Origin of the sequence: Bacillus sp. CCNWLW194 (assembly GCF_037120585.1) — a bacterium.
GTDB classification, from domain to species: domain Bacteria; phylum Bacillota; class Bacilli; order Bacillales; family Bacillaceae_G; genus Bacillus_A; species Bacillus_A basilensis.
This window is the reverse complement of sequence record NZ_JBBBBL010000019.1, coordinates 1-13023: the sequence shown is the minus strand read 5'-3', so window position 1 is coordinate 13023 and position 13023 is coordinate 1. Positions and strand designations below refer to the sequence as shown.

The 13023-nt window shown below is 32.2% G+C and carries 11 protein-coding genes and 5 pseudogenes; 10 read left to right on the top strand and 6 right to left on the bottom strand.

Annotation, left to right across the window (positions count from 1 at the left end; translation table 11 throughout):
* Positions 1-372: 372 nt before the first annotated feature.
* A pseudogene (locus V7S50_RS28730) lies at positions 373-552 on the bottom strand (IS6 family transposase); the annotation flags it as partial.
* A gap of 65 nt (positions 553-617) precedes the next feature.
* Here V7S50_RS28730 and V7S50_RS28725 point away from each other — a divergent pair.
* A pseudogene (locus V7S50_RS28725) lies at positions 618-713 on the top strand (LysE/ArgO family amino acid transporter); the annotation flags it as partial.
* Positions 714-1443: 730 nt separating this feature from the next.
* Here V7S50_RS28725 and V7S50_RS28720 read toward each other — a convergent pair.
* Entirely contained in the window at positions 1444-2178 is a 735-nt protein-coding gene (locus V7S50_RS28720; protein WP_336376587.1) for a GntR family transcriptional regulator, read from the bottom strand.
* Between the two features lie 370 nt (positions 2179-2548).
* On the opposite strand from V7S50_RS28720, the gene V7S50_RS28715 reads away from it, so the two are divergent.
* From V7S50_RS28715 to V7S50_RS28705, 3 genes are read left to right on the top strand one after another with little or no spacing between them, the layout of a single operon-like run.
* On the top strand, positions 2549-3589 hold the full coding sequence (locus V7S50_RS28715) for an MFS transporter (RefSeq protein WP_336376588.1): 1041 nt from the start codon (positions 2549-2551) through the stop codon (positions 3587-3589).
* 29 nt (positions 3590-3618) lie between these two features.
* Positions 3619-3918, top strand: a complete 300-nt coding sequence (locus tag V7S50_RS28710; RefSeq protein WP_336376589.1) for a hypothetical protein — start codon at positions 3619-3621, stop codon at positions 3916-3918.
* Positions 3919-3933: 15 nt separating this feature from the next.
* Positions 3934-4902 (top strand): alpha/beta hydrolase, encoded by a 969-nt coding sequence (locus tag V7S50_RS28705; RefSeq protein ID WP_336376590.1) that lies wholly within the window; start codon positions 3934-3936, stop codon positions 4900-4902.
* A gap of 466 nt (positions 4903-5368) precedes the next feature.
* On the opposite strand, the gene V7S50_RS34185 is transcribed toward V7S50_RS28705, so the two are convergent.
* Positions 5369-5509 (bottom strand): IS3 family transposase, encoded by a 141-nt coding sequence (locus V7S50_RS34185; protein ID WP_442896560.1) that lies wholly within the window; start codon positions 5507-5509, stop codon positions 5369-5371.
* Positions 5510-6163: 654 nt separating this feature from the next.
* Between V7S50_RS34185 and V7S50_RS28700 the strand changes: the two genes are divergently transcribed.
* From V7S50_RS28700 to V7S50_RS34180, 4 genes and pseudogenes are all read left to right on the top strand, one after another.
* Entirely contained in the window at positions 6164-7609 is a 1446-nt protein-coding gene (locus tag V7S50_RS28700) for a spore germination protein (RefSeq protein ID WP_442896561.1), read from the top strand.
* A 20-nt stretch (positions 7610-7629) separates the two neighbouring features.
* Complete coding sequence (locus tag V7S50_RS28695) at positions 7630-8712, top strand: GerAB/ArcD/ProY family transporter (protein WP_242252678.1); 1083 nt, start codon at positions 7630-7632, stop codon at positions 8710-8712.
* Between the two features lie 2 nt (positions 8713-8714).
* The gene (locus V7S50_RS28690) at positions 8715-9794 is read left to right on the top strand and encodes a Ger(x)C family spore germination protein (RefSeq protein ID WP_336376853.1); all 1080 of its coding nucleotides are present in this window, start codon (positions 8715-8717) and stop codon (positions 9792-9794) included.
* A 208-nt stretch (positions 9795-10002) separates the two neighbouring features.
* A pseudogene (locus tag V7S50_RS34180) lies at positions 10003-10179 on the top strand (nucleotide excision repair endonuclease); the annotation flags it as partial.
* Between the two features lie 173 nt (positions 10180-10352).
* On the opposite strand, the gene V7S50_RS28680 reads toward V7S50_RS34180, so the two are convergent.
* From V7S50_RS28680 to ansR, 3 genes and pseudogenes are all read right to left on the bottom strand, one after another.
* Positions 10353-10724 (bottom strand): DUF1304 domain-containing protein, encoded by a 372-nt coding sequence (locus V7S50_RS28680; protein ID WP_063225004.1) that lies wholly within the window; start codon positions 10722-10724, stop codon positions 10353-10355.
* A 39-nt stretch (positions 10725-10763) separates the two neighbouring features.
* Positions 10764-11001: pseudogene (locus V7S50_RS34175) on the bottom strand (nitroreductase family protein); the annotation flags it as partial.
* A 186-nt stretch (positions 11002-11187) separates the two neighbouring features.
* Entirely contained in the window at positions 11188-11565 is a 378-nt protein-coding gene (gene ansR, locus V7S50_RS28675) for an HTH-type transcriptional regulator AnsR (RefSeq protein ID WP_242253096.1), read from the bottom strand.
* 184 nt (positions 11566-11749) lie between these two features.
* Between ansR and ansA the strand changes: the two genes are divergently transcribed.
* Together ansA and V7S50_RS28665 are read left to right on the top strand one after the other, a co-directional pair.
* Positions 11750-12757: an asparaginase gene (gene ansA / locus V7S50_RS28670; protein WP_242252684.1), complete on the top strand. Its 1008-nt coding sequence runs from the start codon at positions 11750-11752 to the stop codon at positions 12755-12757.
* Between the two features lie 50 nt (positions 12758-12807).
* Positions 12808-13023, top strand: a pseudogene (locus tag V7S50_RS28665) (hypothetical protein); the annotation flags it as partial.

Here is a 13023-nt window from a genome sequence, read left to right as displayed (position 1 = left end):
ATAAAGTTGCCGCTAAGGGAAGCATAACTTTGCCGTGAATGCTGTTGCTTTGTAATAAAGTTTGATAAAAAACCTGTGATTACAAGAACATTATCCTTAAATATTGCGAAAATTTGATTTGATAGCTTAAAGCAACTAGATTTTGAATCAAGCAAATTCTGGTTATTTTTCCACATTATGAGTAATCCGTTGAACATTCGCTCTTCATAAAAAACGGGGTATTGTCTAATGAATGTAGAAATGAATTGTACAACAATAAGAAACCTGATAGAAAATAAGAGAGCAGAAATGATTATATTAACAAAATATGGTTCTGGTACGAAGGTAAACTAAAAGAGAATATAGCACATATATTTCTAGCGGAATTGTATTTTATGCTGATAGCCCGAATAATTGATGGATAAATTCTTTCTGTTTTTGAACAGACTGATCCTGTAAATCAATCTGTTCTTTTTTAATCATATGCATGGCTTCTACTCCTGCAAGAATAGATGTAGCTGTGCTAAAAGACTTAAACCCTAACATAGAACGCACACGTTTTATTAAAAAACGTGTACCTTATGAAGTGGTTGTTAAATAATTAATTTATTAAATATTTCGAAATTTCATCCGAATAAATGGAAGCTATTGTTCATGGAATAATCTTAGCATTCGCACTTATTTTACCTTTAGGGGTACAGAATGTATTTGTATTTTCACAAGGAGCCACACAGCCAAAATTAATTCTCGCAGGTACAGTCATGAAAAAGATAGATGGTACAGAAGGTTTAATGAACATATTCAACAAATGCTCCGCCCTTTTTATCTGGGGAACTGCAATTTATCTTTTTATTGGATTAATATAACGTTAAATTATAAAAATATTGTGCTCATCACATAACCCATAAACAATCGTTTATAGGACTTTATTTCTTTATTTTTACCCAAATAAAGAAAAATACTGTTTAAATCCATTTTCAAAACTCATTACCAAAAATAGAAGGCCCTACATATTAGTCATATATAATATGTAGGGCCTTCTATTTTAAGTTTTTTGGGGTTTTAGGTCTTGATCATATACAATTTTCGCATATGATTTGAGCACCGTTAATGGATAGTTGTTTTCTTAACGTATAGGGAACGGGCCAAATTGTGTCTAAAGTACAATTTTCCCGAAATGATATAGTCACCCCTTATAGAACGTTGCTGTTCTCGTAAAAGAGTCAATTCTTCTTTTCCCCTTTTATGTATCCTGGAAATCCTTTTTTAAAATATATCTATTAAATTATCTCTGGTGACAAACGAAAATGAAAGTTTAGGCGAATGAAGGAGTTTTATAAAAAATACGACTTTAAATTAGTTTGCAAATAAAAGTAAGGCCATGATCTATTTTTACATGTAACTCACCTGTGCCTCAATAGTTAACAGATAATCATAATAAAAAAGTAAATATAAGTATTTTATTTATTTATTTATTCGATTAATTTTAACAGAACTATATTCGGTTGGAATATAAAACTTATTTTGAACTACAACATTTCCCATAGAGTCATACATACTTTCAATTAGTAGTACGAATAAATCATTATTTGAATGAAGTTCATAGTCTGAAGAAGAAGGAACTAATTTTGTGAATTTTATTTCTATTGTTGATGAATGTACTAATTTATAAATATCTTCTTCAAGTATTTTTAGTAGGCTTTGCTGATCGTTAAGATTCATTTGGTATTTAGAAGCTGTTTCACTTGGAAATATGGTAAAAGCAAGTGCCACTATTCTATTTTTACACTTGTACCATCTGTTAAATCCAATAATCACTGCCACATCGCGATTGAAAATCTTTTTAATATAATCATAATCATCTGCAAAATCAACTTGAAAATAAGCATCAATATCATCAATCGTTTCTGTACAGCATTGAAAAACAATATTATCTATTTTTTCTAATCCAGTACTTTTTATATCTAGATTTTGTTTTATAAAGTTTCCTTGTCCATGTATCGTTTCGATATAATCGTCCTCTTGTAATAAGCTCAGTGCTTGTCGTAAGGTCATTCTACTCACATTCATCATCTTAGATAGTTGTGCTTCAGTAGGTAGCTTACTTCCAATCGGATAGACTCCCTCATTAATTAGTTTTAGTAATTTATCATAAATCTCTACGTAAAGAGGTAATTTTCTTTTATTTTCACCTGACATTAACAACACTCCCTATAAATATTATATCGTGTTATAAATTAATCGCAATTCTTGTCTGACCTTAGAATAGTGAAATATGATTTCTATTCTTTTTAATGGAGTATTTAAAACGTAACATAGTGAAGAATGTTGTGGATTTTTTAAGATTGTTATTGATTAATTTGTTGTATTGAAATATAATTCAAGTGAAAATGGATTATACTACGATGTATACCACTATACCTCGTGGTATAATGCGAACCCTGAAAAAGAAGGTGATTAAGAGCATTAGAAAAACCAGTGGTTCAATCCCTTTTTTTGAAAACGGATACATTTTAAGGTGGGAATGTAAAGTGTACAAACTTTTGGATTTGTGAAAGGAGTAAGAGCAATGCAGCATAGTGGAAGCGTAAAAAAAGTAATGCCAATGATTATGGTAATTTTTTTGTCTTCAGCAACATTAATTCAAGCATTTACGATTATCTCACCTCAACTAGCAAGAGATTTTAATTTACCAGAATCCACAATTAGCATCCAAGTGTCAATTGCTATGCTAGTAATGGGGGTTGCATCAATGATATATGCAACCTTATCAGACTCTATTAGTATTAGGAAGTTACTTATTTTTGGTGTACTTATCATGTGTATTGGTAGTGTACTCGGGGTTGCTTTTAGTCATTCATTTATTATGGTTGTTATTTCAAGAGCTATACAAACCTTTGGTGGAACTAGTGCTTCAGCATTATTGATCATAACAGCCACAAAATACTTAGATGAGAAAACTCAAGTGAAATATTATGGTTATAATACAGCATGTGTACAGGCATCAATGGCACTAGGAGTTTTATGTGGTGGTTTTCTCTCTACGTATGTTAATTGGAGATTTTTGTTTCTATTACCGCTTATAACTTTGATTTTAATTCCATCTTTGCTCAAAAATTTACCAGAAGATTCAAAGAAAACTGAACGAAAATTAGATGTAGCTGGTATAAGTTTAATAAGTTTTATTACGATTCTATTGACCTTGTACTTTAATAACCTAAATATAATGTTACTTTTATTATCTCTGTTTAGTATAGTATTGTTTGTTTTTCATATCATGAAAAACAAGAATGCATTTATTACAATTGATTTCTTTCAAAATAAAACATATTTGTTGGCAATAGTGCTTGTATTCTTAACTTTTGGTTCCCAAGCTGCTTTTTCTTTTGTATTTGGGTTTTTAGCTCAGAGTATTTATCAAGTGGATCTCGGTACAGTTTCAATAATTATGCTTCCTTCATTTGTAGTCGGAACCATAATTGGGGTTATAAGTGGAAAAGTAACGATTCAATTAGGAGTACCTAAAACGCTAATGATTGCAATCGGTCTAATGGGAGCTTCTTTATTAATTGGGGCAGTTTTGATCGATACTAATATTATATGGTACTAGCTCTTGTAACTTGTTTGTTTTCGGGAGCGATGGGTCTATTATATGCACCATTTATGAAAATTGTTGTTAGTGCTCTTCCAATAGAAAAAGTGGGAGCAGGTTTAGGTTTCTTTAATCTAAGCATATCGATTGCTTCTACTATCTGGATTGCTATTACTGGAAAATTATTATCGATGGATTTTTTACACAAAGCAAATTTATTTGGATTTAAAACATCGAGTGCACCGTTGTATAGCAATATTCTTTTAATCTATGTTGTGCTGATCACAATAGGATTAGGTTTATATTATATAAATAAAAATACTCTTTCTTTTAAAGAAAATGACTAAGGAGAAGAATAAAAAATGACAAATAGACAGTGGAGAAAAAATGGTCCTATTCTAAGCACTGAAAATAAAAGAGGTTATTTTGATATTGCTTATGGGACTGAATCAGAAGCTCAAAAGTTAGATATTTGGTTACCTGAAAAAGGTGATGGTCCATTTCCTATAATTCTTTCTATACATGGGGGAGGATTTGTAGCTTGTGATAAAAGACAACAAGATATGATTGATCCAATGTTAGAAGGTTTAAATAGAGGGTATGCAGTTGTTTCTATTAATTATAGATTAATAGGCGAGGCGATTTTTCCAGAACCAGTAAAAGATGTGAAAATGGCTATTCGTTTTATTAAAAAGAATGCTGCGAAATTTCATTTAGATCCGAATAGAATAGTAACTTGGGGTGGTTCTGCAGGTGGCTATATGACCCTTATGACAGCGGTTTTTGAGAATGAAAAGCTATTTGATAATGAAAATGAACCTAATATTGATATTCTAACTGATGTTTCAGCAGTAGTTGCTTGGTATCCAGTTTCTGATTTTTCTCGTTTAGAATATGATCTACAAGTAAATAGTATACTCAGAGAAAATGGATTATATGAAGTGGTAGATCGTAGTAATGAATATGAAGACGCTTTTCCAATTAGTAAGCGCAATGAATTTCCATATCATACAGAAGATAGTACAGGGGCACAATTTGTTGGTGGGCCAATCAATCAATTGACAAAACAAGTAGAACAAGCAAATCCTATTAGTTACATTCATAAAGGTATGCCGAAAGTACTGTTACAACATGGGAGTGGCGATGATATTATACCGATGCAACAATCGATTGATTTTGCTTTGAAAGTCAATAGCTTACTAGGAAAAGATCATGCAAAGGTTGAAATCTTCCCTAATGCTATTCATGGTTCGGTGATGTTTGAAACAAAAGAAAATATTGAACGCATTTTTGCTTTCATTGATGGTGAATTAGCATCTGTTCAAAAATAGACAAAAGTAATATACACGTAAATAAAGGAACGGCTAATGAATTATGAACTGTATTGTTTGAACTACTCACCACTTAACGTCCTAACGGACTGTTTGAAGTGGGAGATTCCTGCGAACACCGATTATCCACCGGTTATCTTAGCAGGCTCTACCCATAGTCCCTACGGTGAGAACATAAGTATCTTGTACGTTGACTCACCACACTCCCTACTTTAGCTTGGTTTTCGCAACTTCGGCAAGTGTGGGCGATAGAGCGTTGAAGATTTTACGGTTGCAACGTTTTTCTGCAACCAACCTCATATCTTCAGTTTTCAAAGAGCAATCTGTACAAGTAAATGATAGCAAACATGTTGGCCTATGCCAACCGACATTCATCTCCCACCAAAAATTGGTGTTTCACACCTTCACATTTTTGAGGAAGGGGTCTTCTGTCGGAAAACGATAAAAAACATAAAAAATTAAGCACTTAAGAGATGGTTTCATATTCTACCGGAGCCATCTTTTGTAGTGTCCACTGGTAACAATTATAATCTTCCATATAATCCTTTATGACAAGTTGAAGGGATTCAAATGCTTCACAATCCTTATAATTTAATTTATCTTTCATATGTCTAAAAACACCCATTATCAGATTACGGTGTAACAAAAACGAAAATTTATGTTTCAAATACCCTCGAAAATCATTAATTGGTAAATAATATATGTCCATGATCTAGTTTTTCACGTATCTCGGCTGTACCCCTTTTCTGGTAGATTTCCTTTAAATCCGAGTCTGAAAGGTTTCGTTTTTGTGCAACTATTTGAATTAACGTAATTTCTTGATAAGCCATGCACATCAATTTAAGAAAAGTAAATACCCCAAAACGAAAAAACAAGCTGTTTTCTGTCAAAAATAATCGAAATTTTCATCCTGGGGGTGTTATAAAATTTTTAAGCTGATGGGCATGGGGTAGTAATACATCGTCACCAAGCTAAGGTTTTGAAGTACCCCCTAAATGAAAATTTTATTTCTCTAAAATTAGTTATTTTGAGAAATGAGCTCATTTTTTTGTACGATACATTTTTTAACTAATTTTGGTTAAGTTATTTTCAAAGAGGCTATTGCTAATTCAATGGGTATATTTATATATCACTATGCCTGCTTTTGTAAATAGAAATTTGTTAAAAACTATATGTAACTTCTTTCTGAAAGGAAGGGTATTATCAATTGAAACCGTATGAAAAAATATCTGATGAATCTATAAAGTCTTTACAGGATTTAATGCAATTACTAAAAAAATCTAAAGATTTTATAACATTGGAAATCGCTTCAAACAATTCCTCTATAGTCATTTCATATTTTAGAACATTAATCGATATAAATATATTTCATGCAGAGGTTTTAACTTATATAAAAGAGAATAGCTTCGATTCGTTACAAGATATTCAGTCTGTCTGCCCCTTTGAAAATTCAAAAATAACAAATCAAACGAAAGATATTCAGGATAGTATTTTAAACGGCTATATACTTATTCAGTTCGATACAGATACATTAAATGGCTTGTTAATAAATGTGTCAAAGAAAGAAAAAAGAGATATTACAAAAGCTGAAATTGAATACAATATCGTGGGTCCACAAATCGCGTTTGTTGAAGATTTAGATGTAAACTTAAATTTAGTACGTAGAAAGCTTCCAACACCTTATTTACAAATGAAGGAATTAAAAGTAGGCTCTCTATCTAACACAACCGTTGCAATTGTATATATTGAGGGAATTGTAAATGATCAAAATCTACAAGAAATTATAAAACGGGTGAGTCAAATAAAAACAGACCACGTTTTGGATAGCACGTATTTGATTCAGTTAATTACAGACAATCCTAATACCATATTTCCTCAATTTTTGAATACAGAACGCCCAGACCGTGTAGCAGCTGTATTGGCAGAAGGAAAAATTGCACTTTTTGTAGATGGCTCACCTTATGCCATCACTCTTCCAACAACATTAATTGATTTTTTTTCTACGACAGAAGATTACACCATGCCTTGGATTATGGCCTCTTTTTTTCGTCTATTAAGGCTTTTTGCTTTTATGTTTTCTGTCTTAACGACTCCATTATATGTTTCAATCTTAACATATCATTACGAGCTGATTCCAAAAGAACTTCTTGAAACGTTAATCATATCGAGAAGTAAAGTCCCTTTCCCTCCATTAATTGAAGCACTTTTTTTAGAAATCACAATTGAATTACTGAGAGAAGCGGGGGCACGTTTACCAACTAAAGTGGGTCTAACTGTCGGTATAGTAGGTGGTATTGTAATTGGACAGGCATCGGTAGAGGCAAGTCTTACAAGTAATGTACTTATTATCATTGTTGCACTTTCAGCTCTTAGTTCATTTACAGCACCAATATATCGAATTGGTAATACAATTCGAGTAATTCGTTTTCCTTTTATAATATCTGCACACCTGTTGGGCTTATTAGGAATTGTTTTAACAAGCTCTTTGCTTTTAGCACGTTTATTACGTACAGAATCATTAAGACGTCCTTATTTGTTTCCTTTTTATCCTACACGCCCTACAGATTGGAAAGACAGCATTATCCGTTTGCCAATCTCAGCGATGTTCCGACGCCCAATTTTTTCAAGATCTAAACAGCGTTTTCGTTTTAATCCAGAAGAGGTAGAGAAAAATAAAATCAAATCACGAAATGATTTTGATGATTGAAATTAACAGGGAGGAGCATTATGAAACAGGTCCCAATTGAGTATCAAGTCTCTCCATATATGGTATTTTTTTTAATTATTACTATACAGATGGGGGTTGGTATGCTTGGTTTTGAAAGGATTAGTGCAAAATTAGTTGGAAATGATGCGTGGATTAGTACGCTACTTTTTGGAATATCTGTTAATCTTATGATTTGGATCATATATCAGATTTTAAATCAGGGTAATGGAGACATCATTGCAATCAATCAAGACGTACTTGGAAAATGGATTGGTGGATTGTTCAACTTCATTTTTTTATCCTATATTGTATTGTTAGGTGCAACAACACTACATACTTATATCGAAGTAGTACATGTTTGGATGTTTCCTTCCATTTCATCTTGGGTTATAGCTGGGGCTTTTTTAGGCTTATGTTATTACATTGTTACTGGAGGATTTCGTGTAGTTGCTGGAATCGGCTTCTTTGGAATCGTTATCCCCAGCATTCTAATCTTCACATTTTTTTATCCTTTGCAGTATGCAGATTTTCAGAATTTATTTCCAATCGCACAGCATTCATTCCTAGAAATTATGAAAGGAATGAAAGGAAATATGTTTAGTTTTTTTGGATTTGAAATGTTATTGTTGTACTACCCATTTATTAAAAAGGCAAGAACGTCTCAGAAATATGCGCACTATGCAAATTTAGTAACGACTATTGTCTACACATACCTTATGATTTTAACTCTTGCGTTTTTTAGTGAAAAACAACTAGCGAGCGCGATATGGGCATATTTAAGCATGATTAAAATTATACAATTTCCCTTTATAGAGCGATTTGAATACATTATTGTTTCTGTTTGGGCTTTTTTTATATTACCCAATGTTTCCTTTACATTATGGGGAGTAAGTCGTGGTATAAAAGAGGCACTGGGAATAAAGCAAAAATATGTTTTGCCAGTTATCATCGTATTCATCTTTGTTTTATCATTTTTCTTGAATAACCGTAATAAAATTAACTTATTAAATACTTGGACAGGTCAAATTGGCTTTATATATATATATGTATACCTACCCGTACTATGGCTAATCCAAACCGCCAAAATAAAGTTAAGGAGATAAACATGAAGCGATGGATACTTTTCCTTATAGTAAGTGTCTTCTTAATAGGTTGTGCTAAAACGAAAATTGTGGATGACATTGACTTAGTTCAAGTTGCGGCATATGATACTGAAGCAGAAGGCAAGCTAAAAGGAACCTTTGCGATTTCAGCTTATAAAGGAGGCGGGGAAGGTGAAACGAAAATCTATTCAGCATCAGGACAGACTGGTAGAGAAGTTCTTGCAAGAGCATCCGAAAAATCTTCTGGACCTCTAGAGTTGGGACAATTGCGTGTTATTATATTTAATAAAAAAATAATTGAAAAGGGAATGCAGGAAATTTTAGAGACTATGAACCGAAATCCTAGTGTAGGAAATGCAATTTATTTAGCAATTACAAATGTAAAAGGGGAATCACTATTAAAGGGGAACTATTCTAAAGAAAAAGAAATTGCTTCCTATCTATCCTCTTTACTGGAGCAAAATATGGACAACGGAACGCAGCCAAAAACAAATTTTTTTATGTTTTTAAACCAACTTAATGATGATGCGAGAGATTCATATTTACCGATGATATCTAAAAAAGGTAACGTGTTGGAGTTAGATGGAATAGCACTTTTTAAAAGATGTAAAATGGTTGATAAAGTGAACCCTAAAGATTTATTTGTATTTAAATTGTTGACAGATAATTTTAAACAAGGTACATACCACTTCAAACTACCTGGTTCTTCAAATACTTACGCCACGATAGAGAATATAAAAGCTAGAACAAAATATAAGATGGCGGGGAATAGTAAGCATCCATTCGTAAATGCTCATATTCAAGTTAAAGCTGAAATTCAAGAATTTACAAAAACAAAAAATCTAGATAACCCTAAAGAAATAAAAAAATTAGAAAGAATTATGGAAACAGAAATAGAAAAAAAAGCAACTACATTGATAAAGAGATTTATTAAAAAAGGCACAGATCCTATAGGACTTAGAAAGCTTGGTAGAACTCACGTAAGAAAATGGAACAGTCAAGAATGGGAAGAATCCTATAAACATTTACGTTTTCGTGTAACGGCTGATGTAAAAGTAACCCAATCTGGTGTTACAGAATAAATCAAATAAGATATAGAAAATTTCAATAAAAAAATATAGTCTCGCAGGAGATTAGGGAGAAGAGAAACTATTAGCAAAGAATTTCATAAACATTAAGATGCTTTGTTAATAGTTTTTATACCTGTAGCTTTATCACTTACAGTAACCATATTAGCATTCCATGAAGCATAATTTCATAATCTACACCAATACTAAAGGTTACACTTACACCTTGTTACAAGTTATTTATATGATTAAATATAAAACAGTATTAAATAAAGAAGTTCAAAAAGAATTCCCAGAGTTATATACTCAATTCATTAAGCAGACAAATAAAAAATCCATGTTATTAGAAATTGATGAAGCTAAAGAAAAAAGGGAGGAGTTAAAGAATAAATTAGTAAAATGAGTGGGCTAAAAAACTATGTTTTATGACATAATTCTTGTTTGAAATCTGTTATACTTTCAAATTCTTTCGATACAGAAATAGACATACAAAAACGCCATCCTTTCTTATAAATCTACAGAAAGAATAGCGTATTCTTCAAAAATGAGTTCCTTTATTGAAAAGCTTTGGTTCTATATGACAGATAAAAGGGCAAGCAATGCTAAAATAGCAGGAAGTCCTTGTTTTACGATAATTGATTTATTGGACGTGAAACCTCCGAAAATAGCTGCTACTACCACACAAATGATGAAAAATAATTGAATCATATAACCAATGGGATTGTTTCCAAGTATAAGTCCCCAAATGAGGCCAGCTGCTAAGAATCCATTATATAAACCTTGATTTGCAAACATAATGGCTACGTTTCGATCTCCTTCTAAATGCTTCGGCAATTTGAAAGCGCGTTGTGCTACTTTTGAATTAATAAAAAACATTTCGAGAATCATGATAAATAAATGCTCTAATGCTACGATTCCTACTAAAATAGCTGCGATTATTTCCATACTATTCTGCCTCCTTTAGTCCTTAATATAAGTTTTATACTATTTCCATTTTGCAATTCTATCAACAGGGAGAAGATATGAAGCATATCCTTCGTCGGCTACTATATCAATAGGTAGAAGTATAACTGACACATAGCGCTCTTTTTCCAAACCAAAGAATGCATTGCTATTTTCCTTGTGATTCCCTCTGAGTGGATTTGGATTATACATGTGCACGTGCTGCCAGCATGAACTGCATGGAGAGAAGTACTAGATCAATCATTGTAGTTCCGCGATTTTCCTTGGTATGGAAGTTTTTAGGAAGGATATTTTTTTGTATATAAAATAATAAAATGTAATTTATGAATATAAAGTTGATAAAATGAATTCGGATTAATAATATTTCCCAAGTTAATCCTATATAAACCGTTTACAAATTAATTGTCTAAGTTTAAAGAGTGCAGTGTCTTCGTTCTTTATTGAATCAACTTTCAAATGTTGGTTCAATATTTTCTATTCTTTTGGAACTTAGTTCTCGTTTACTTCTCACAAAAGCAATAAAATCAATTATCTCTTCTGTTGAAAGTACTTCTCCATCTATTAAAAGTGTTGGATCTGGATTGTTTAGGAGTCTTGTAATATCAATTACATCTTTGTTTTGATGTGAATGTTCAATTCGACCTAATATATAATCTACAGACGTATCAAATAAATCTGCTATTTTAGATAAAGATTGTAATGAAGGTAATCTATAACCATTTTCATAACCAGCATAGGTGCTTTTCGCAATCCCAAGTCGATCTGCTGTCTCTTGTAAGGACCATCTTTGATTTTTTCTTAATTCAGATAAACGTTCCAACATTCGTCTCATATCCCATCTAATTTTATTAAATTAATTATAACATAGAAAAAGAATCAAGAATAGAAAAAAAGTATGCGTATTGAATACAAAATCTTGATTAATTCAAATTAAGTTCTATAATGATAAGTATAAGTACGCATTTCGCGAACGATATATCGTTGTTTATTTTATGGAGGGGTTGTGTATGAAGAGAATTTTATTACTGGCAACTGGTGGGACAATTGCATCTGTGGAGGGGAATGAAGGGCTTGTTCCAGGATTATCTGCTGAGGAATTATTGAATTATTTTTCGAAGTCATCTCGAAACTTAGAAATAGATTGTAAAATCTTAATGAATATTGATAGTACCAATATGCAACCTGAGCACTGGAAAGAAATAGCTAATGCTGTTTTTAATCACTATGATGACTATGACGGGTTTGTGATTACACATGGAACGGATACGTTAGCTTATACATCTTCTGCGTTATCTTATATGCTTCAAGGTTTAAGAAAACCAGTTGTTTTAACAGGCTCACAAGTACCTATTAGTTTTAAAAAGACAGACGCAAAGAAAAATGTAGCTGATGCTCTTAGATTTGCCTGTGAGGATGTTGGCGGTGTGTTTATTGTTTTTGATGGTAGGGTGATTATTGGGACGAGAGCAGTTAAAATGCGAACAAAAAGTTATGATGCATTTGAAAGTGTGAATTATCCATATGTTGCTGAGGTAAATGAAGATGAAGTGAAATATCATTGGAAGCCAACGTCCTCCCATAATGAACTTTCAATAAGTATTAATTTATGTACGGATGTTTTTCTTATGAAATTGTATCCAGGTACAAAGCCAGAGATATTTGATTGTTTAAAAGGTTTGTATAAAGGGGTTATTATTGAAAGTTTTGGTAACGGTGGATTACCTTTTGAAGGAAGGAACTTGCTTTCGAAAATTCAAGAGTTGACTGAAATGGGGATTGCTGTAGTGATTACTACTCAATGCCTGGAAGAAGGAGAAGACATACTTCTCTATGAAGTAGGACGGAAAGTGGCGCAACATCAAGTAATATTATCTGGAGATATGAATACGGAAGCCATCATAGCAAAATTGATGTGGACGCTTGGGAAAACTAATAAATTAGAAGAGATTAAAAAAATTATTGAAGAGCCTTTAGCCTACGATTTAACAATAAAATCTGATAAGGATTGGGAATGACTTCATATGATTTATTTAGGTTTTACATTTAATATGGGGGAGAAATTAAAATGGCAATGACAAACAAGAACGTGCGAGTGGAGAAGGATTTTTTGGGAGGAAAGGAATTACCTATTGAGACATATTACGGGATTCAAACTTTACGAGCTGTTGAAAATTTCCCGATTACAGGGTACAAAATTCATGAAAGTTTAATTAGAGCGTTCGCAGTTGTAAAAAAAGCTGCAGCGCTTGCTAATACAGATGTAGGAAGATTAGAATTGAAC

Bases quoted from the DNA above. Each gene is read 5' to 3' on its own strand.
- V7S50_RS28720 (WP_336376587.1), bottom strand. From the start codon at position 2,178: ATGTCAGGTGAAAATAAAAGAAAATTACCTCTTTACGTAGAGATTTAT.
- V7S50_RS28715 (WP_336376588.1), top strand. From the start codon at position 2,549: ATGCAGCATAGTGGAAGCGTAAAAAAAGTAATGCCAATGATTATGGTA.
- V7S50_RS28710 (WP_336376589.1), top strand. From the start codon at position 3,619: ATGGGTCTATTATATGCACCATTTATGAAAATTGTTGTTAGTGCTCTT.
- V7S50_RS28705 (WP_336376590.1), top strand. From the start codon at position 3,934: ATGACAAATAGACAGTGGAGAAAAAATGGTCCTATTCTAAGCACTGAA.
- V7S50_RS34185 (WP_442896560.1), bottom strand. From the start codon at position 5,509: ATGAAAGATAAATTAAATTATAAGGATTGTGAAGCATTTGAATCCCTT.
- V7S50_RS28700 (WP_442896561.1), top strand. From the start codon at position 6,164: ATGCAATTACTAAAAAAATCTAAAGATTTTATAACATTGGAAATCGCT.
- V7S50_RS28695 (WP_242252678.1), top strand. From the start codon at position 7,630: ATGAAACAGGTCCCAATTGAGTATCAAGTCTCTCCATATATGGTATTT.
- V7S50_RS28690 (WP_336376853.1), top strand. From the start codon at position 8,715: ATGAAGCGATGGATACTTTTCCTTATAGTAAGTGTCTTCTTAATAGGT.
- V7S50_RS28680 (WP_063225004.1), bottom strand. From the start codon at position 10,724: ATGGAAATAATCGCAGCTATTTTAGTAGGAATCGTAGCATTAGAGCAT.
- ansR (WP_242253096.1), bottom strand. From the start codon at position 11,565: ATGTTGGAACGTTTATCTGAATTAAGAAAAAATCAAAGATGGTCCTTA.
- ansA (WP_242252684.1), top strand. From the start codon at position 11,750: ATGAAGAGAATTTTATTACTGGCAACTGGTGGGACAATTGCATCTGTG.